This is a genomic window from Herbiconiux sp. VKM Ac-2851, from assembly GCF_013205105.1.
GTDB lineage: Bacteria > Actinomycetota > Actinomycetes > Actinomycetales > Microbacteriaceae > Herbiconiux > Herbiconiux flava.
In genome coordinates, this window is sequence record NZ_JABMLJ010000001.1 from 505,537 (window position 1) to 524,179 (window position 18,643).

Sequence of the window (18,643 nt, forward strand, 5' to 3'; positions counted from 1 at the left end):
GGAATGGCTGACGCTCTCGGCATCGACTGGACGACGGACTGGATCCGGCGCACGGCGCAGGTGATCCACGACCACCGGGTGGAGCTCGTGACGCTCGACCGCGAGATCGGCGACGGCGACCACGGCGAGAACCTCGACCGCGGCTTCACCGCCGTGATCGCGAAGCTCGACACACTGGCCGACGACGCGGTTCCGGGCGACGCCCTGAAGCTCGTCGCCACCACGCTGATCTCGACGGTCGGCGGCGCCTCGGGGCCGCTCCTCGGCACCGCGTACCTCAAGGGTGCGGCCGCCGTGGGCAAGGACGAGCAGCTCGACGGTGCGGCCGTGGTGGCCTTCCTCACCGCGGCCCGCGACGGCGTCGTGCTGCGCGGCAAGGCCGAGAGCGGCGACAAGACGATGATCGACGCGTGGACCCCGGCGGTCGACGCGGCCGCCGCCGCCGAGGCCGACGGGCGGTCGCCGGCAGAGATCCTGGCCGCCGCCGCCGATGCCGCCGAGAAGGGCGCCGAGGCGACCGAGCCGCTGGTGGCCCGGAAGGGCCGCGCGAGCTACCTCGGCGAGCGGGCGATCGGGCACCGCGACCCGGGCGCGCAGTCGTCGTCGCTGATCCTCCGCGCCGCGGCCGACGCGGCTGCCGGCAGCACCGGGGGAGCCGCCTGATGGCGGGCACTCCCGGCAAGGTCGGCGTCGTCTTCGTCTCGCACAGCGCGAAGATCGCCGAGGGGCTCGTCGAGCTGGCGGCCCAGATGGCCGGCTCGACCAGCCTGGTCGCCGCGGGCGGCACCGACGACGGCGGAATCGGCACCAGTTTCGACAAGGTCAGCGCCGCCGTCACCGAGGCTGACTCCGGTCACGGGGTCGCGGTGCTCTGCGACCTCGGCTCCGCGATCCTCACCGCCGAGACCGCGCTCGACTTCCTCGACGAGGACGTGCAGGCGCGCGTGCGAATCGTCGACGCCCCGCTCGTGGAGGGCGGAGTCGCCGCGGCGGTCGCCGCCGAATCGGGGGCGACGCTCGACGAGGTCGAAGCGGCCGCGCGGTCGGCGGCCGGGCCTATCGGCGAAGCCGGGCGCGAGAGCGATGCGGGGGCCGGGGCGAACGCGGCGGTGCCGGTCTTCGAGGAGCCGGCCACCGCATCCGGAACCCCGTCGCGCACGGTGACCATCGTCAACCGCGACGGGCTGCACGCGCGGCCGGCCGCGGAGTTCGTGAAGCTCGCCAGCACCTTCGGGCAGAAGGTGACGGTGAACGGCAAGGACGCCAAGAGCCTGCTCGGCATCATGTCGATGGGCCTCGTGAAGGGCGCCAGCGTCGAGATCGCGAGCGCCGACCCCGAGGGGGCCGAGGCCGTGAACGCCCTGGCCGACCTGGTCGAGTCGGGGTTCGGCGAGGAGTAGCCGCTAGTCCTCGTCCATCCGGCTGAGCACGAACAGCGGGATCTCGCGGTCGGTCTTCGTCTGGTAGTCGGCGTAGTCGGGGTACGCCTCGACCGCGCGCTGCCACCACACCGCCTTCTCCTCGCCCGTGACCTCGCGGGCGAGGTAGTCGTGCTTCTCGGTGCGGTCCTGGAGCTCGACATGGGGCTCCTTGACGATGTTGAAGTACCAGACCGGATGCTTCGGTGCCCCGCCGAGGGAGGCGACCACGGCGTACTCCCCGTCGTGCTCGACCCGCATCAGCGGCGTCTTGCGGAGCTTCCCCGACTTCGCACCGACGGTGGTGAGGATGATGACGGGCATGCCGCGGAGGGTCGTGCCCTTCGTGCCGCCCGAGCCCTCGTAGGTCTCGAGCTGCTGACGCGCCCAGTCGCTGGTTCCCGGTTCGTATTCTCCGATAAGAGGCATGTCACGATCGTACGTCGGTCGACCCCGTCGAGGGCCTCGGGGGTGAGGATGGGCGCGTTCCGTGCGACCATAGAGGACGGGGACAACGGGGGAACGATGAACGTTCGAGAGGATCTGATCAACTGATGGCAAGCGGTGCGACAGCGAAATGCCCGGTCTGCGGTAAGTCTGTGGCGGTGGGCTTCGTGTCGCAGACCCTCATCCAGCACGAGAACAAGCTGAACGAGCGGTGCCGTGGCACGGGCGTCACCCCGACCACTCCGGTGCGTGGCGGCTCGTCCGCCGGATCGAGCACCCGGCCGGCGTCCAAGACGGCGAAGACCAGCCCGGCGTCCAAGGGCGGCGTCACCGTGCGCAAGCTCGACGTCGACCCCGAGGTGCTGAAGGAGCGTCGCGAGCGCTCCGAGCGTCTGCGTGAGGAGCGGGCCGAGGCGGCGCGCGAGCGCAACGCCATCGGCTTCTCCTACTTCGACGAGCCGCGCCGCTGAGTCGTCGGCCACCGGCGCCGTTCCTCGAGAGCGCCTCGGCACGCCGCCTGGCCGGCTTCGCGCTGGAGCCCGTGCCCGAGATGCTCGACGGCTACGCCGAGCCCTTCCTCGACGGCGGGGCGACCGCGATCGCGGTGCTGACCGCGCGTCCCGAGGCCGCGGCCACGCTCTTCGGCCAGAACCCGGCCGTGGTCGAGGTCTGGCAGGTGGTGCGCGACGACGTCGACGCACTCATCCGCACACTGCGGTGGCTGGAGGAACGGCACTCGCCCGCCTTCTTCGCGGGCGTGCGCGATCGCGATCTCGACCCCGCCTCGGTCTCCTCGCTGTCTCCCGCCGAGCGCGCGGCCCGCTACGTCTACCTGCGGGGCACAGCGAGACCGGATGCCCGGGGCGACCAGCCCCGTGTCGTGACGCGCGACGCCGCCGATCCCGGCGCAGTTCCCGTCGAGTACGGCCGTGACGCCGTCCCGATCGACGAGACGGGTCTCCGGATGCTCGCCCGCCTGCTCGGCGACCGCGACGTCACGCTGGCGGCGCGGCCCCCGTTCGAGCTGCTCGGCGAGCTCCGCGAGGACGAACTGCTCTGGCTCGATCCCGCCGACGCCGCGGGCGACGTCTCGCCCCGCGAGCTGCGGAGCCTCGTGGGCTCGGCGGTGGCCAGGGGGGCCGCGGTGCTGGCACCCGGGCATCCGCTGCTCGACGGCGCGCGCGAGCTGGCCGTCGTCGCGCGGCCGGCCGACGACGTGACGCTGCTCGGCAGTGCCGCCCTGCGCCGCGCCCTCCGCCCCTGACCCGGCTGCGGTAGCTTAGGGTCACCTAAGTAAAGGGGGAGGATCATGAGCAACATCGCCGTCACGCACGCCGAGTCGGGGCTCGTCCGCACCGCGGTCGTGCGGTCGGAGCGGGTGACGCCGCACATGCAGCGGGTCACTTTCGGCGGGGGAGACCTCGACCGGTTCCGGTTCCGCGGCTTCGACCAGTGGTTCCGGCTGGCGGTGCCGGTCGACGACCGGACGCGGTTCGAGCGCCTGCCCGACACCTTCGGGATGGGCGGCTATCTGAAGTACCTCGCTCTGCCCAAGGGCACGCGGCCCGTCATCCGCAACTACACGGTGCGGGCGTACCGCGCCGAGCCGGCCGAGCTCGACGTCGACTTCGTGGTGCACGGCGACGCCGGCGTCGCGGGCCCCTGGGCGAGTGCCGTCGAGCCCGGGTCTGCGCTGGCCGAGGTCGCCTTCATCGACCAGGGCTGCGGCTGGTCGCCCGCGCCGCACGACAGCGTGCTGCTCGTCGGCGACGAGAGCGGGCTGCCGGCGGTGGCGGGCATCCTGCGCGACCTGCCGCGGGACGCGACCGGGCACGCCGTGATCGAGCTGTTCGACGAGCGTGACCGGCAGCCGGTGTCGGCGCCGGAGGGTGTGCGGGTGCAGTGGGTGACGAGGTCGGCCGAGGCCGCTCCGGGTTCGGCGGCGCTGCCGGCCGTGCGGGAGCTGCCGGCGCTCGAGGGGCGGGTGGCGGCGTTCGCCGTCGGAGAGTCCGCCGTGGCGACCGGGGTGCGCCGGCACCTGGTCGCGGAGCGGGGGCTGCCCAAGGCGGCCGTGACGTTCTGCGGGTACTGGAAGCGGGGCGGGAGGTGAGCGGCGCGAGCATCCGCTGATCTTTTTTCGGGGCGATGTCGATATCGCGCGGCGCCGTTCGACGCGATAGTAGGAGGTGCACCGACGCGCCTCTCGACGACACCCACGAAGGAGAACACCATGAAGTACATGCTCATCATGCGCACCACCGCCGAGGCCCTCGAGGCGTCGAAGGACCTCGACTTCGAGGCGATCATCAACGCGATGGGCGCCTACAACGAGTCGATGGTCGCCGCGGGCGTGCTGATCGGCGGCGACGGGCTGTCGGACGCGAAGGAGGGCTTCGTCGTCGACTTCTCGGGCGAGACGCCGACCGTGACCGACGGGCCCTACGGCGAGGTGCACGAGCTGTTCAACGGCTTCTGGATCGTGCAGGTGGCCTCGAAGGAGGAGGCGCTGGAGTGGGCCAAGCGGGCGCCGCTCGGGGCCGGGTCGAAGCTCGAGGTGCGGCGGATCACCGACGAGAGCGACTTCGCCGACTTCGCGGACAACGAGTTCATTCAGAAGGAGAAGGAGTGGCGTGGCTGATCCGGCGGCGGCGGCTTCGGCTTTGGCTGCCGGTGCCGGTGCCGGTGCCGCTGCCGGCGCCGCTGAGGCCGAGGCGGCGGCTCGCCGGGCGGTCGAGGCCGTGTGGCGCATCGAGGGGGCGCGCATCACCGCAGGGCTCGCCCGCGCCTTCGGCGACTTCGGCCTGGCCGAGGACGCCGCGCAGGAGGCCCTCGCCCAGGCGCTCGTGCAGTGGCCGGTCGACGGCGAGCCGCGGAACCCCGCCGCCTGGCTGACCGCTGTCGCCAAGCGGCGGGCGGTCGACGCGCTGCGGCGGGGGAGCGGCCTGGACGAGCGGTACGCGGCGCTGGCCGGCGAGCTGGCCGCCGGTCATGCTCCCAAGCTTTCTGAGGGGTCGGATGCTCATGCCGGTGACCTGGTCCGCGACGAGGTGCTCCGGCTGGTGTTCATCGCCTGCCACCCGGTGCTCGGGCGTGAGGCGCAGGTGGCCCTCACCCTGCGGGTCGTGGGCGGGCTGACGAGCGAGGAGATCGCCCGGCTGTTCCTCCTGCCGGTCGCGACCGTGCAGCAGCGGATCGTGCGGGCGAAGAAGACCCTCGCCGCGGCGCGGGTGCCGTTCGAGAGCCCCGAGCCCGCCGAGTGGCCCGCCCGGCTCGGAGCGGTGCTCGCGGTGCTCTACCTCGTCTTCACCGAGGGGTACTCGGCGACCTCGGGCGAGCGGTGGATGCGGCCCGAGCTCGCGAACGAGGCCCTGCGACTCGGCCGGGTGCTCGCCGGTCTCGTGCCGCGGGAGCCCGAGGTGCACGCGCTGGTCGCGCTGATGGAGCTGCAGGCGGCGCGGTTCCCGGCGCGTACGGCCGCCGACGGGAGCCCGGTGCTGCTCGCCGATCAGGACCGGCGGCGCTGGGACCGGGCGCAGCTCGTCCGCGGCCGAGCGTCGCTCGCCCGTGCCGACGAGACCGCCCGGCGGCGGGGGCGGGGACGGGGGCCGTACGCGCTTCAGGCGGCGATCGCGGAGTGCCACGCGGTGGCGGCCGACGTGGCGGACACCGACTGGGAGCGGATCGTGCTGCTCTACGACGCGCTCGGCGCGGTGGCGCCGAATCCCGTCGTCGAGCTGAACAAGGCGGTGGCCGTATCGATGGCGGTGGGTCCGGCCTCGGCCCTGCGGCTCGTCGACGAGCTGGCCGCGACGGGGGCGCTGGCCGGCTCGTACCTCGTGCCGAGCGTGCGCGGGGAGCTGCTCGCGCAGCTCGGCCGGGCGGACGAGGCGCGGTCGGAGCTCGTGACGGCGGCGGGGCTCGTGGCCAACGAGCGGGCGCGGGCGGTGCTGCTCGGGAAGGCCGCGGCGCTGCCGAGCGCGTGACAGGCCGCGGTCGGTGCGGGAGGATCGGAGGGTGACCGCATCCGCTCGCACGTCCACCGCCCCCGGCTCGCACGACGAGCTCGAGGCGCTGCTCGGCTCACCGCTGCCCCGCACCCGCGACAAGGCGCGGCCGGTGCTGCACGACGTCGACCGCGCCTGGCTCGCGGCCTCGCCGTTCTGCCTCGTCGCCACCTCCGACGCCGAGGGCCGCTGCGACGTGTCGCCGAAGGGCGACCCGCCCGGCTTCGCCCTCGTGCTCGACGAGCGCACCCTCGCGCTGCCCGAGCGCCCCGGCAACCGCCGCGCCGACAGCCTGCACAACGTGCTCGACAACCCGCACGCCGGCCTGATGTTCCTCGTGCCCGGCCGCGGCGACACCCTTCGGGTGAACGGGTGGGCGCGCCTGTCGACGGATGCGGCCCTGCTCGACGAGATGGCCGTCAAGGGCCACCGGCCGCTCGTCGCCCTCGTGGTCGACATCGAGGAGGTGTACTTCCACTGTGCGAAGGCCTTCCTGCGCTCTGAGTTCTGGGACCCGTCGACCTGGCAGCCGACGGCGGTGCCCTCGCGGCCCGAGATCGCGAAGGCGGTGGAGCGTCCCGACGAGCCGATCGAGGAGCTCGCCCGGTACTACGGGCCGTCGTACGCCGACGGGCTCTACCGGAGCTGACGGAGCCGACGGAGCTGACGGAGCTGAGGGAGCCGAGGATGACGATCGAGGTGCGCCCGGCCACCGTGTTCGAGGACGTCGCGACGCTGGTGGGGCCGAAGCGTCCCGACGCGACGGTGTGCTGGTGCCTCAGCTACCGCATCCCGTCCGCGCGGAACACCGCGCTGCGCGGGGAGGCGCGGGGTGAGCTCGTGCGCGAGCTGGTGGCGCAGGACGTGCCGCCCGGCGTGCTCGCCTACGACGACGGCGAGCCCGTGGGCTGGGCGGCCGTGCATCCGCGTGCCGACACGGGCTTCGCGCGCAACCGCCGCATCCCCCGGCTCGATGAGCTGCCGGTGTGGTCGCTCTGGTGCGTGCGGGTGCGGCCGGGCCACCGAGGACGGGGGCTCGCGCACCACCTCGTGGCCGGTGCCGTCGAGCTCGCGCGGGAGCACGGTGCGCCCGCCGTCGAGGCCTACCCCGTCGACAACCGGGGTGCGAAGGTCGACCTGACGATGGCATACGTGGGCACCCGGTCGCTGTTCGAGCGGGCCGGCTTCACGAAGGCGGCCGACACGACGTCGGTGCTGAACGGCTTCCCGCGGGTGCTGATGCGGCTCGACCTGCGCTCCTGAGGAGCGGGGCGGTCGTGACCTGTGGGCCCCGGCGGGCCGGAGCTAGTGCTCGTCGAGCAGCTCGGCGGGGGCCGAGACCCTGGCCAGCACCGTGAGGACGGCGCCGAGGGCGGCGAAGGCGAAGGCGAGCAGGGTGAGCCAGTCGATGGGGAGCATCGCGGGCGAGTCGTCGGCCAGCTCGAACACGATCTGCACCGCGCCGGCGTTCTCGCTCACCGTCGTGACGGCGGCGGCGAACGCCAGGACGACCGCGAGCACGAAGCAGCCGAGGCATGCCGCGTAGGCCACACGGAGGGCGGTCACGAGCGAGCGGATGCGGCGGGTCACGACACGATGCTACGGCCTGCGCGAGCGGGGGCCCACCCTGGGCGCCTACCCTGGGCGCATGGCCTTCGAGGGTGCGGTGAGACGGGCGGGTGCCGAGGACGCGGCCGCCGTGGCGGGGCTGCTGCACGACTTCAACATCGAGTTCGACACGCCGAGCCCCGGGCCGGCGGTGCTCGCGGAGCGGCTCCGGCGGCTGCTCGATCCGGCGGCGGCGAACCCGGGCGGACGGACGACCGCGCACCTCGCCGAGGACACGGGCGGGGCACCGCTCGGGCTGGCGCTCGTGACCTGGCACCCGAACGTCTGGTACGACGGACCGGTGGCGCTCGTCGACGAGCTCTACGTGGTGCCGGCCCGCCGAGGCGGGGGTGTGGGTGGGGCGCTGCTGGCCGCCGTCGTCGACGAGGCGGAGCGGGTCGGCGCGGGGGCGATCGAGCTCGGCGCGGACGAGCCCGACGTCGACGCCCTCCGGTTCTATCGCCGCCACGGCTTCGTCGGCGGCTTCGAGCCGGGCGAGCGCAGCTTCTTCCTGCAGCGGGAGCTCTGAGCCGAGCCGGCCTCCGATCGCGGATCCGGGTGTTCCCGTGTGATTCATGGTTTCCGTGTGATTCATGAGGGCGATTCGCACACCGGGAGCGGGTGCACGAGAATGGGGCCGATGATCCGTCGACGACTGGGGCTGCTCGCCCGTTCCGTGCTGCTCGGCCTCGGTGCCCGAGGGCTCGTGCCGGCGCGCCGGGCGGTCGGATCGCCGGTGGCCGGCGCGGTGCCCGTGGTGATGTGCCTGTGGAACCGCCCTGACCGGCTCGAGCGGGTGCTCGACGGGATCGCCGCCCAGCAGGGCGACCGGCCGGTGCGGCTGATGCTCTGGAACAACCAGCGGCGCGACCGCGCCCGCTACGCCGAGCTGCTGCGCCACCGCCGTCCCGACCGGGCGCTCGCGAGCGTGGAGATCGTCGACAGCCCCCTGAACATCGGCGGCCTCGCCCGCTTCTTCGTGCTCGCGCGGCTGCGGCGCACGGGATTCGCGGGCCCGGTCATCCTGCTCGACGACGACCAGGAGATCTCGCCCACCTTCGTCAGCGAGCTCCTCGCCGCCTCGACGCCCGCCAGCGTGCGCGGAGTCTGGGCCTGGGCCATCGGCAGCGGCGGCTACTGGGACCGCACTCCCGCCACCGGCGAGGAGGCCGGCTACGTCGGCACCGGCGGCTGCGTGCTCGACGCCTCGATCGTCGACGACCGGCGCTTCTTCACGGCACTGCCCCTGAACCACCTCTACCTCGAGGACATCTGGATGAACTCCGTCGCCCGCCGCCTCGGCTGGACCCTCGCGCACGTCGACGCCGGCTACTCCTTCGTCGAGGAGGAGGTCGGGCAGCACCACACCCTGGCCGACGCCAAGGCGGAGTTCTTCGACTACCTCCGCTCCCCGGCCGCCGACCGCGCCTGGACGTCGGCGCGCCGCTGACCGACGCGGACCGTCATTCGTCGAAACGCACCCAGAAGTACTGGCGCTGGGTGAACAGCTCAGCCTCCCCGTCGCGGGCGACGGGATAGTAGCCGGGCCACAGCCAGCCGTAGTTCTTCACGTGCGCACCGAGGCGCTCGCCCCGTTCCCCGATACGGAAGGCCGCGTCGACCGCGGTGTCGCTGACCGTGGCGGTGATCGAGCGATGGGGGTCGTCAGCGCAGGTGGCTGCCGCCTGCAAACCGGCATGGAAGTCGACGTCCCACAGTGCCCGGTGCAGCGCGAGGTGATCCGGATGGTCGTACGGGAAGCACCTGGTGTCCGGCCCTCCGCCCCCGTCCTCGGCATAGGCACCGAGCACCGCGGTGACGGGCAGAGTCGTGTCCAGGCCGAGTACGGCCCGCTGGTCGAGGGCGGTGCGGATGCCCCAGACTGCCTCGTCCTCGGTGAGGTCCCCGTCGCCCAGGTCGAAGAAGACGACCGCACCGCGATCCCGGCGGTCGATCCAGACCTCCGCCGTCGAGTCCGCCGAGGTGCAGTCGTCCGCCCGGTCAGCGCGGCAGACGGCCCCAGCGGTGAGCGGGAGCGGCGCGGTGCGCACCGGCGGGCCGAAGTCGCCCGGGATGCGCGCATCGCTCGCCGACATGTCGCCGAGGTAGCGCAGGAGCGAGTTCTGCCGCGCCTCGCTGCACTCGGGTGACCACCGGCCCGCCGGGAGCGGCTCGGCGGGGCGTTCGAGGTCGGGCTGCGCCGACGTCTCGTACTCGGACGGCTCGCAGTACTCGGTCTGCTCGCCGTGCGTGAGCACCACGAACACGGTGTACTGCTCGATCAGCGACCACACCTGGAACTCGTCATCAGGATGCGGCACGACGATGAAGACCGCCCCGCTCGCGGGGCCGGTCGGGCTGGGCGCCAGCGCGAGTCCGCTCACGACGGCGGCGACCATCGCGGCGCCCGCGCCCAGCCAGCCCAGCACCCGGCCGAGGCGGGGACGGGCCGGTGGGGAGATCGATCGGGTCACGGCCGCAGGTAGAGCCGGTGACGGTGCAGGAGGCTGGTCAGCAGGATCCAGAACAGCAGGAGGAGACCGGTCCAGGTGGCCTGGACGTGCCCCGCCACCGCCACCGTCGTCGCGATGGTCTCGGCAGGGATGCTGCCGTCGGGCAGCGGGCGGGTGAGCAGGCCCATCAGCACGTGCGAACCGAAGTAGACCAGGAGGCTGTTGCGGCCGAGCGCCAGGATCGGGTAGCTGAGGCCGCGGATGACGCGCCCGGTGCCGGCGCGGTCGACGAGCAGGTGCCCGAGCAGCAGGGCGATCGTCGTGGCCGAGGCCAGCGCCAGGGCGAACGGCGGCGACCAGAGGCGCTTCATCATCGGCACCGGCTGCGCGCCGAGCAGGGTGGGCGCCCAGGTCAGCACGAACGCCGCGGCGAGGAAGGCCGCGGCCAGTGCGATGAGGGGGAGCACCGCGGTGCCGACCCCGGCCGATCGGTCGAGCGACCGTCGGCGCACCGAGAGCAGCAGATGGCCGACCGTCATCCCGGCCGACGCGCTCACGAGCGCGCCGAGCGATGCGACGAGTCCCTCGGGGTCGTGGCCGGCTCCACCGTGCTGGTAGATGTGGGCGGCCGAGAAGACGAGAACGTCGATCGCGCCCGAGGGGTTGCATTCGCGGGTGAGCACTCCGCCGACGCAGCGCTCCGCCCAGCCGGAGAGCAGCACGGTGTGGGCGACGGCGAACAGCGCCGTGACGACGGCCCAGCCCCGCCAGCTCCGGGTGACGAGGTGGAGCAGCCCGAGTACCGCCACGACGACGGCGTAGATCTGCAGCACACCGGTCACCCGCCAGGTGTCGAGCGCCCACGAGCCCGACAGGATCGCGCTGTAGAGCAGCCCCGCCGCCAGCAGCACCAGCGTCCGACGGATCAGCACCCCGAACCTGACCCCGCGCCGGAGGGCGAAGGCCAGCCCGCACCCGCTCAGGGTCACGAAGACCGGAAACAGCGTGTCAGCCGGGTGCACGGACGCCCAGGTGGCGTGGTCGATCCACTCCGGAGTGGCGAGCAGGCTGCCGAGCACCACCGTGGCGACGAGCATGAGGCCGCGCACGAGGTCGAGGCTGGCGATCCGCGGGCGGCGAGCGCGGCGGTCGCCACCGGAGGTCGTGGATGACCCGCCCGGTGCCTCCCGCGCATCCTGGAGATCTCGCGCACTCAGCGCCTGTTCGTCGGTCACTTTGGCAATCTAGCGGAGTTAATGAGGTTGTGTCGACTTCGCGCATCGGTCCGTTAGGATTGCCGGGTGAGTCGTGCCGCAGTGATCGAAGGCCGCGTTCGGGCGCCTCGCGGGGCGCAGGTGGTTGCCGTGGGCGTCGTGTTCGGATGGGCGGTGTACCAGGCCTTCTGGAACCTGGGGGCCGCGAACTTCAACTCCGACGAGCCGATCTACGTCGAGGCCGGCTGGGCCTACGTGCACGGCGACTTCTCGGCGAACCGCGAGCATCCGCCGACTGCGAAGCTCCTGATCGGGCTGGCCCAGCTCGTGCTGGGGGAGGGGGCACTGGCCGGGCGCATCCTGGTCGCGGTCACCGTGCTCCTCGGCGGGCTGGTGCTGTACCTGTGGCTGAGACGGGAGATCGGCTGGGCCGGTGCGCTGTTCGCGTCCGGCGCCTGGATGCTGATGCCGCACGGGGTCACCAGCGGTCCGAGGCTCGACCGCTTCGCGGTGCTCGAGCCGTTCATGGTCTTCTTCGCCCTTTGCGCCTTCGCAGCGGCCTGGCAGTGGTTCCGGCTGCGGTCGAGGGCGGAGCGGGCATCCGGGAGCCGCCCCTGGCTACCCTGGCTCTGGCTCGTCGTCTCGGCGGTCGCGATGGCGTTCTCGGTGACGTCGAAGGTGTCGACCGCGGTGATGATCCCCGCGATCCTGCTGCTGCCGCTCCTCGCGCGACGGGTGAGGGATGCGGTGGTCGGCGCGATCGTGTTCGTCGCGGTGTTCGGGGTGGTCGCCGTGCTGCTCTACCTGCCGATGGGCATCCGCTCGGCCGTGACGTACATGCTGCAGATGCAGTCCGAGCACAACGCCGCCGGTCATCTCGTGGTGGTCGCGGGGGTGGCGACGACCGACCCGCCCTGGTGGACGAACCTGCTGTATTCCGTCGAGGGCATGGGCATCGCCGCCAGCGCGGTGCTCGTCGTCGGGTTGATCGCGGCGTTCTGGCTGCGCCCGCCCGCGCTGACCCTGTACGTGTCCGGCGGGATGGCGCTGCTGCTGGTGTTCCACCTCTTCGTGTCGCGGGTGATGCTCTCGCACTATTACTACGTCTGGGTGTGGCCGGCGTGCGTGCTCGCCGGGATCGGGGTGGCGGTGCTGCTCGCATCGCGGGTGCGGCTGCTCCGGCTGCTCGCGGCGCTGCTCGTCGTGGTCGCGGTCGGGTCGTCGCTCTGGGTCTCGGTCGTGATCGCGAACGAACGGGCGGTGGGCATGGCGCTCGTGCTGCCGTCGCTCGAGGCCGAGGGCGTTCCCGAGGGAGACGTCCTGGTGGGCGGCATGGCGCCGTGGGAGTACAGCACCTACCTCGAGGGGCACTGGACGACCGACCCGGCCGACCCCGACATCGTGGCGGTCGCGACCAAGGAGTCGCTGCGGTTCCCTGTCGATCCCGCGGTCGAGGCCGTCGTCGACGACGACCTGGCCGAGGAGCTCGTGCTGGACGACGTGACCCTGTACATCCTCGACGAGGAGCCGGCGACCGCACCCTAGACCGGCGGCGCTTGGCCCGCCGTGTTGTGCACAAGAGTTGTGCACAGATTCTCTGCATGGCAGAGTGAGTGCATGAGCGAAGCGTCCGAGGAGTACGTCGGGATACGACTGGACGAGCGCGCCGTCCGGGTGCTCGCCCATCCGCTGCGCTCCCGCCTGCTCAGCCGACTGCGCACCGACGGGCCCGCCACGGCGACCGAGCTGGCGGCGCAGCTGCAGACCAACACGGGCGCCACGAGCTATCACCTCCGCGCGCTCGAGTCGGTCGGCCTCGTCGCCGACACGGGGGAGGGAGCCGGCAAGCGGCGGCTCTGGCGGGCCGCCACTGATTTCCACTCCTGGACCGACTCCGACTTCACCGGCGATCCCGACGCGCGCACCGCGCTCGACTGGCTGCAGCGCGACTACGTGCGGCAGTTCGCCGCGCGCGCCGAGCAGTGGCACGACTCGGCGTCGGCGTGGCCGGCGGAATGGGTCGACGTGCTCGGCCAGAGCGACACCGTCGTGACCGTCACGCCCGAGCAGGCGGCGGGGCTGCGGGACGAGCTCGCGGCTCTGTTCGACCGGTACCGGGCGCTCGGCGCGGATGACCCGCGGAGCCGCCGCATCCATCTGTACCTGCACGCCAGCCCCCTCGACCCGCGCCCGCCGCAGGACGCCGACGAGCACACCGGAGGTGCCGCCGCGCCCTCGGCCGACGACGACCGATGAGCCGCCCGTGACCGAGGCACGCGCGCCGCTCACGCTCGCCGCCGCCGAACGCCGGCTCGTGCTGCTCACCGTCACGCGCTGGCTGCCCGTCGGCCTCGTCTTCGGCCTCACCGTGCTGCTGCCCCTCGAGCGCGGTCTCGGTCTGACCGAGGTCGGCACCCTGCTGGCCGTGCAGGGCTTCGTCGTGCTCGCGCTCGAACTCCCGACCGGCGGGCTCGCCGACTCGCTCGGCCGCCGCCCCCTGCTCATCGCCGCCGGCGTGCTCGCGGTGCTGTCGTCGCTGCTGTTCGTCACCGCGTCGGGGTTCTGGATGTTCGCCGCCGCCCTCGTGCTGCAGGGCGTCTTCCGGGCCCTCGACTCCGGCCCGCTCGAGGCCTGGTTCGTCGACGCCGCCCACGCGACCGACCCGGCGGCGCCGATCGAGCGCGGCCTCAGCCGGGCCGCCACCGCTCTCGGCGTCGCCATCGCCGGGGGAGCGCTGGCCGGCGGCGGGTTGATCGCCTGGCATCCCGTGGCCGGCTGGTCGGCGCTGGTGCTGCCGTTCGTGGTGGCCACCGCGCTGACCGCCGGGCACACCGTGCTGGTGGCGCTCCTCGTGCGCGAGCCGCCGCGTGCGCGCGACGTGCCCGCCGGCGGTCGCCGGTCCGCCGGTGCACACCGGGTGGTCCTCGACGGTCTCCGGATGCTCCGCACGGCACCCGTGCTCCGGTCGCTGGTGCTCGTCGAAGTGTTCTGGAGCATCGCGATGATCGCCTTCGAGACGCTGACGCCGGTGCGGCTCGCCGTGCTCGTCGGAGGCGAGGACGAGGCCGGCGCGCTGTACGGCCCGTCGGCCGCGGCCGCCTGGGCGCTGTTCGCTGCGGGGTCGGCGGTGGCCGGTCTGGTGAGCCGGGGAGCTGGGGTGTCGGCCACGGCGATCGGGGCGCGCATCCTGAACGGCCTGATGGTGGTGGCGATGGGGCTGGTGGCCGGGCCCGTCGGGCTGATCGCCGCGTTCTGGCTCGCCTACCTGACGCACGGCGCCGCCGGGCCGATGCACGCGGCACTGCTGCACCGCCAGGCGACGGGGGCGAACCGTGCGGTCGTGCTGTCGATGAACTCGATGGTCGCGGGTGGCAGCTACAGCCTCGGGCTGCTGCTGCTCACCCCGCTCGCCGAGGCGTTCGGCACCGGGATCGCCTTCGTGGTCGCCGGATCGTTCAGCGTCGTCGGGGCCCTGCTGTACCTGCCCGCTCGGCGGCAGGAGCGGGCGGCGAGGTGATGTGAACGGCGTCCACATGCTGCTACCGTGACGGTATGGCCAGGCTCAGGGTGCACAATCTCGCGGTGTCGATCGATGGTTTCGCGACCGGGGAGGGGCAGTCGCTCGAGACGCCGTTCGGGCACGCCGGGCACCGGTTGATGCAGTGGTTCTTCCCGACCCGCGCGTTCGTCGCGATGTCGGGGCACGAGTCGGAGGCGGTGGGAGCGGGAACCCGGGGCGTCGACGACGCTTTCGCGGCTGCCACGAACGAGGGCATCGGCGCCGAGATCATGGGGCGGCGCAAGTTCGGCCCGCAGCAGGGCCCGTGGGAGGACGAGTCGTGGCGCGGCTGGTGGGGCGAGGAGCCGCCGTTCCACTCGCCGGTCGTCGTGCTGACGCACCACGAGCGGCCCGATCTCGCCGTGGGGGAGACGACCTTCCACTTCCGTGAGCTGCCGCCGGCCGAGGCGCTGTCGTTCGCGGCGTCACTCGCCGGCGGTCTCGACGTGCGCCTCGGCGGCGGGCCCACCGTCGTGCGCGACTTCCTCGCGGCCGACCTCGTCGACCATCTGCACATCGTGGTCGTGCCGATCGTGCTCGGCCGTGGGGTGCGGCTCTGGGACAGGCTGGAGGGGCTCGAGGAGCGGTTCTCGGTGGAGGTCACGCCGTCGCCGAGCGGCGTCGTGCACTACGTCTTCACGCGCCGGCCCCGAGCCGATTACGCGCCGACGCCGGGTGCACCCGAGCGCCTCGAGTAGTTCAGCGTGCACCCGCGGCTGGTCTCATCGTCGCGGCGGGTGCAGGGTGCCGCGGTAGAGCTCGTAGGCGCGCGCGATGCCCGGGGACGCCGGGTCGTCGACGATGGGGCGGTCGGCCATGAACAGGCGGATCACGTGGGCGAGCTCATCCGGGTGGCTGAAGTTGATCGCGTGGGCGGCGCCCTCGATGACGACGAGCAGGATGTGGTTGTCGGTGCGGCGTGAGAGCTCACGCACCCGCGCGGGCCCGGGCATCAGGGGATCGCGGTCTCCGATGACGACGAGCGTGGGGATGTGCAGTGCGGTCATCCGCTCGACCATCGGGAAGCCGGTCAGGGCGCGGAAGAGCCGCACGGTGCTCGGGACGCCGAAGCGGAGGTAGTCCGGCGCGGCCACCCGCACCATCGTCGGCGGCTCGCGCACCCCGTCCTGCGCGAGCTGACGGATGGCCCGGCGCAGCGGCTGGTTGTGCACTCCGCCGGCCGGCGAGACGAGCACGGCCCGCTCCACCCGATCGGGGTGTCGGTACGCCGCTGACCAGATGACCGGGCAGCCCATGGAGTTGCCGACCAGGGTGGCCCGCTCGACGCCCCGGTCGTCGAGGAACCGCACGGCCACGTCGGCCAGTCCCGGCACCTCGAGCGGGGCGGCGGGCCGGTCGCTCCGGCCGAAGCCGGGGAGATCGGGCACGAGGGTGTGGAAGTCGTCGCGGAGTCGCTCGGCGGTCGGCAGCAGGTACCGTCCCGAGAGCCCGAACCCGTGCAGGTGGAGCATGACGGAGGAGTCCGGCGGGTCGGGGGACTCGCGGTAGAAGACGTCGAGGCCGTCGATGCGCGTCCAGCGTTCGGCCAGTGCCGATGCCGGGCGCCGGGGCAGCGGACGGCCGGTGCGTGCGGCGGCCATCAGAAGCTGCCGATGCCCTTGCCGATCATGACCACCCCGATCACGAGGAGCAGGATCGCCATGACGGTCGCGTTGTTGTGCAGCAGCCAGGTGCGCAGCGCCTCGAGCGGGCCGGCCAGACGGGCGGATGCCGCCAGGTAGCCGATCACGGGCACCGCGACGGTCGATGCGGCGATGACGGTGAAGACCGCGACCGCGCCGGTGACCTCTCCCGCCGTGAGACCGGCCGACCCGATCGCGACGCCGGCCCCGATCCCCATGAGCAGGTTCTTCGGGTTCAGCGCCGACAGCACGAAGCCGAGCGCCAGCGCCCGCACGGGCGTCATGGAGTCGATCGCCGACATCCACTTCGGCATCGCCGGCTCGGTGTCGCCGTGCGGCCGCGAGCGGAACTGCTTGACGGCCAGGAGCAGGAGGAGGACGCCGAGCACGGTCTTGATGACGCCGGCCACCGGCTTGGACCCGTCCTCGCCCTCGTCCGGGAGGGCCGAGGAGAGCAGCGTGAAGACGACGACGGCCACGACGATGCCGAGCAGCCAGCCGGCGAGGAAGCCGAGGCCCGTCGTCCGGGCCTTCGGTGAGAGCAGCATCAGGATGGCGGCGATGATCGGGATCGGGCTGATCGCGATGCCGAGGGCGAGCGGGAGGATCTCTCCGATGACGGGCACCATGACTACTCCTTGCCGGTGGGGGTGAGGGCCGCGATCGCGGCGCGGTTGGTGGGGTAGACGGTCTCGTTCCCGAGCAGCCCGAGCACGCGCATCCGGTCGACGATCTGACGCCGGGGACGGCTGAAGGCGAGGGTGACGGATCGCTCGGCCAGGGTGCCCTTCAGCGCCTCGAACGCCTCGGCGGCGGTGACGTCGATGTCGGTGACGGCCTCGAGGTCGATGACCACGTGCTCGATGCCCGGCGTGGCGCCGAGAGCGGTCGTGACGGCGTCGGTGAAGACGGTGCCGTTGGCGAAGAAGAGCGGGGCGGCCATCCGGATGACCAGCACCCCCGGTGCCGTCGGGGAGCCCTGCGGCGCGGAGTCGAGGAGCGAGGAACCCGGTTCGCCGTCGGCCTCGAGCACGTCGATGGCGGGGGAGGAGGCCCGCCTGGCGAGGTTGATCAGAGCGAGCACGAACGCGACGACGATGCCGGGGATGGCCCCGACGAACAGGGTGACGAGGAAGCAGACGGCGCCCACGACGAACTCGAAGCGGTCCTGCCGCCAGAGCCGCCGGAAGTCGGCGATGCCGAGCAGGGGGAGGATGGCGACCCCGACGATCGCGCCGATGGCCGGCGACGGGATGTGCTCGAGGAGTCCGGTGCCGAAGACGAGCAGGAGCAGCGTGCCGACCGCGGCGACGAGGGTCGGGAGCTGGGTGCGGGAGCCCGCCTGGTCCATCGCGGCGGTGCGGGACGTGGAGGAGCCGACGGCGAAGCCGCCCGAGGCGCCCGAGGCGATGTTGGCGGCGCCGAAGGCGAGCAGGTCGCGGTTCGGGCTGGTGTCGTACCCGTGCTTCTCGCCGTAGCTACGGGCGACGAGGAGCCCTTCGGCCATCGTGACCATGGTCAGGGCGATGCCCGACGGGATCAGGGCGAGCCAGACGCTCCAGTCGAGCACCGGCCAGGTGAGCGTGGGCGGACCGGCCTCGACCGGGCCGAGCACCGCGACGCCGGATCGCTCCAGACCGGCGGCCACGACGACGACCGTCGCGACGATCAGCACGACGAGGGCCCACGGCACCACCCGCGCGAGGCGCCGGCCGGCGAGCAGCACGACGACGGAGGCGGCGGCGATGAGAACCGACAAGCCGTTCAGGCTCGGGAGGCCGGTCACGAGGCCGGCGACCTTGTCGACGAACTCGCCGCCGGAGTCGATCTTCACGCCGAGCATCTTCGCGAGCTGGCTGACGAGGATGTCGAGGGCGAGGCCGCCGACGAAGCCCACCAGGATCGGCTTGGACAGGAAGTTCGCGAGGAACCCGAGCTTGAACACCGCGGCCAGCACGAACAGCACGCCCGAGATGACGGCCTGGGCGAGGGCCATCGTGGCGTAGTCGGCGCTGCCCGCGACGGCCAGCCCGCCGATCGACGAGGCGACGAGCGCGGCCGCGGCGGCATCCGGCGAGGCGACGAGCTGCCTCGACGAGACCACCAGCGCGTAGATGATCGCGGGCACGACCAGCGCGTACAGCCCGGCTGTCGGCGGCAGGCCGGCGATCTGGGCGTAGCCGATGTTGAGGGGCACAGCGATGGCGAGCAGGGTCACACCGGCCACCACCTCGGTGACGGCGGTGCGCCAGGTGAGGCCGGCGAGGGGGCGCTGACGGGTCGCGTCTCGGGTCACG

Annotated in this window: 22 protein-coding genes; 15 read left to right on the top strand and 7 right to left on the bottom strand. The window is 72.9% G+C overall.

What is annotated here, in order from left to right; genetic code table 11:
• Positions 1-3 precede the first annotated feature (3 nt).
• Together dhaL and dhaM are read left to right on the top strand one after the other, a co-directional pair.
• Entirely contained in the window at positions 4-663 is a 660-nt protein-coding gene (dhaL, locus tag HQQ85_RS02315; RefSeq protein ID WP_173180889.1) for a dihydroxyacetone kinase subunit DhaL, read from the top strand.
• Entirely contained in the window at positions 663-1,400 is a 738-nt protein-coding gene (gene dhaM / locus HQQ85_RS02320; RefSeq protein ID WP_173180890.1) for a dihydroxyacetone kinase phosphoryl donor subunit DhaM, read from the top strand. Before dhaL ends, dhaM begins: the two co-directional genes overlap by 1 nt.
• 3 nt (positions 1,401-1,403) lie before the next feature.
• Here the strand turns inward: dhaM and HQQ85_RS02325 are convergent, their stop codons facing one another.
• On the bottom strand, positions 1,404-1,847 hold the full coding sequence (locus HQQ85_RS02325) for a nitroreductase family deazaflavin-dependent oxidoreductase (RefSeq protein WP_173180891.1): 444 nt from the start codon (positions 1,845-1,847) through the stop codon (positions 1,404-1,406).
• Between the two features lie 185 nt (positions 1,848-2,032).
• Here HQQ85_RS02325 and HQQ85_RS02330 point away from each other — a divergent pair, with 185 nt between their 5' ends.
• From HQQ85_RS02330 to HQQ85_RS02360, 7 genes are all read left to right on the top strand, one after another.
• Positions 2,033-2,335, top strand: coding sequence for a hypothetical protein (locus HQQ85_RS02330; protein ID WP_173180892.1), 303 nt, complete (start codon positions 2,033-2,035; stop codon positions 2,333-2,335).
• Between the two features lie 71 nt (positions 2,336-2,406).
• Positions 2,407-3,129: a hypothetical protein gene (locus tag HQQ85_RS02335; RefSeq protein ID WP_173180893.1), complete on the top strand. Its 723-nt coding sequence runs from the start codon at positions 2,407-2,409 to the stop codon at positions 3,127-3,129.
• A 45-nt stretch (positions 3,130-3,174) separates the two neighbouring features.
• Positions 3,175-3,975, top strand: coding sequence for a siderophore-interacting protein (locus HQQ85_RS02340; RefSeq protein ID WP_173180894.1), 801 nt, complete (start codon positions 3,175-3,177; stop codon positions 3,973-3,975).
• 120 nt (positions 3,976-4,095) lie between these two features.
• The gene (locus tag HQQ85_RS02345) at positions 4,096-4,503 is read left to right on the top strand and encodes a YciI family protein (RefSeq protein WP_173180895.1); all 408 of its coding nucleotides are present in this window, start codon (positions 4,096-4,098) and stop codon (positions 4,501-4,503) included.
• A gap of 100 nt (positions 4,504-4,603) precedes the next feature.
• The gene (locus tag HQQ85_RS02350) at positions 4,604-5,848 is read left to right on the top strand and encodes an RNA polymerase sigma factor (RefSeq protein ID WP_371741793.1); all 1,245 of its coding nucleotides are present in this window, start codon (positions 4,604-4,606) and stop codon (positions 5,846-5,848) included.
• A gap of 31 nt (positions 5,849-5,879) precedes the next feature.
• Positions 5,880-6,518 (top strand): pyridoxamine 5'-phosphate oxidase family protein, encoded by a 639-nt coding sequence (locus HQQ85_RS02355; RefSeq protein WP_173180896.1) that lies wholly within the window; start codon positions 5,880-5,882, stop codon positions 6,516-6,518.
• 38 nt (positions 6,519-6,556) lie between these two features.
• Complete coding sequence (locus tag HQQ85_RS02360; protein ID WP_173180897.1) at positions 6,557-7,132, top strand: GNAT family N-acetyltransferase; 576 nt, start codon at positions 6,557-6,559, stop codon at positions 7,130-7,132.
• Between the two features lie 42 nt (positions 7,133-7,174).
• Here HQQ85_RS02360 and HQQ85_RS02365 read toward each other — a convergent pair whose 3' ends face one another.
• A complete protein-coding gene (locus HQQ85_RS02365; RefSeq protein ID WP_173180898.1) occupies positions 7,175-7,459 on the bottom strand; it encodes a hypothetical protein in 285 nt (94 codons plus the stop codon).
• Between the two features lie 58 nt (positions 7,460-7,517).
• On the opposite strand from HQQ85_RS02365, the gene HQQ85_RS02370 reads away from it, so the two are divergent.
• Together HQQ85_RS02370 and HQQ85_RS02375 are read left to right on the top strand one after the other, a co-directional pair.
• Positions 7,518-8,006, top strand: a complete 489-nt coding sequence (locus tag HQQ85_RS02370) for a GNAT family N-acetyltransferase (RefSeq protein ID WP_173180899.1) — start codon at positions 7,518-7,520, stop codon at positions 8,004-8,006.
• Between the two features lie 111 nt (positions 8,007-8,117).
• Positions 8,118-8,927, top strand: a complete 810-nt coding sequence (locus HQQ85_RS02375) for a hypothetical protein (RefSeq protein ID WP_173180900.1) — start codon at positions 8,118-8,120, stop codon at positions 8,925-8,927.
• Positions 8,928-8,940: 13 nt separating this feature from the next.
• On the opposite strand, the gene HQQ85_RS02380 is transcribed toward HQQ85_RS02375, so the two are convergent.
• Both HQQ85_RS02380 and HQQ85_RS02385 read right to left on the bottom strand, forming a co-directional pair.
• Positions 8,941-9,951, bottom strand: coding sequence for a hypothetical protein (locus HQQ85_RS02380; RefSeq protein WP_173180901.1), 1,011 nt, complete (start codon positions 9,949-9,951; stop codon positions 8,941-8,943).
• Positions 9,948-11,165 carry a heparan-alpha-glucosaminide N-acetyltransferase domain-containing protein gene (locus HQQ85_RS02385; RefSeq protein WP_173180902.1) on the bottom strand — a complete coding sequence of 406 codons (1,218 nt, stop codon included), beginning with the start codon at positions 11,163-11,165 and terminating at the stop codon, positions 9,948-9,950. Before HQQ85_RS02385 ends, HQQ85_RS02380 begins: the two co-directional genes overlap by 4 nt.
• 66 nt (positions 11,166-11,231) lie before the next feature.
• Between HQQ85_RS02385 and HQQ85_RS02390 the strand changes: the two genes are divergently transcribed.
• The 4 genes from HQQ85_RS02390 (at position 11,232) to HQQ85_RS02405 (ending at position 15,401) form a co-directional block, all read left to right on the top strand.
• Complete coding sequence (locus HQQ85_RS02390; RefSeq protein WP_173180903.1) at positions 11,232-12,689, top strand: glycosyltransferase family 39 protein; 1,458 nt, start codon at positions 11,232-11,234, stop codon at positions 12,687-12,689.
• Positions 12,690-12,761: 72 nt separating this feature from the next.
• On the top strand, positions 12,762-13,400 hold the full coding sequence (locus HQQ85_RS02395) for a winged helix-turn-helix domain-containing protein (RefSeq protein WP_173180904.1): 639 nt from the start codon (positions 12,762-12,764) through the stop codon (positions 13,398-13,400).
• Positions 13,401-13,407: 7 nt separating this feature from the next.
• On the top strand, positions 13,408-14,661 hold the full coding sequence (locus HQQ85_RS02400; protein ID WP_173180470.1) for an MFS transporter: 1,254 nt from the start codon (positions 13,408-13,410) through the stop codon (positions 14,659-14,661).
• Between the two features lie 35 nt (positions 14,662-14,696).
• A complete protein-coding gene (locus HQQ85_RS02405; RefSeq protein ID WP_173180905.1) occupies positions 14,697-15,401 on the top strand; it encodes a dihydrofolate reductase family protein in 705 nt (234 codons plus the stop codon).
• 24 nt (positions 15,402-15,425) lie between these two features.
• On the opposite strand, the gene HQQ85_RS02410 is transcribed toward HQQ85_RS02405, so the two are convergent.
• The 3 genes from HQQ85_RS02410 to HQQ85_RS21550 are packed head-to-tail and all read right to left on the bottom strand — an operon-like array spanning position 15,426 to position 18,642.
• Positions 15,426-16,304: an alpha/beta fold hydrolase gene (locus HQQ85_RS02410; protein WP_173180906.1), complete on the bottom strand. Its 879-nt coding sequence runs from the start codon at positions 16,302-16,304 to the stop codon at positions 15,426-15,428.
• Positions 16,304-16,975, bottom strand: a complete 672-nt coding sequence (locus HQQ85_RS02415; protein ID WP_173180907.1) for a GAP family protein — start codon at positions 16,973-16,975, stop codon at positions 16,304-16,306. Before HQQ85_RS02415 ends, HQQ85_RS02410 begins: the two co-directional genes overlap by 1 nt.
• A 2-nt stretch (positions 16,976-16,977) precedes the next feature.
• Positions 16,978-18,642: a SulP family inorganic anion transporter gene (locus HQQ85_RS21550; RefSeq protein ID WP_173180908.1), complete on the bottom strand. Its 1,665-nt coding sequence runs from the start codon at positions 18,640-18,642 to the stop codon at positions 16,978-16,980.
• Position 18,643: the final 1 nt, after the last annotated feature.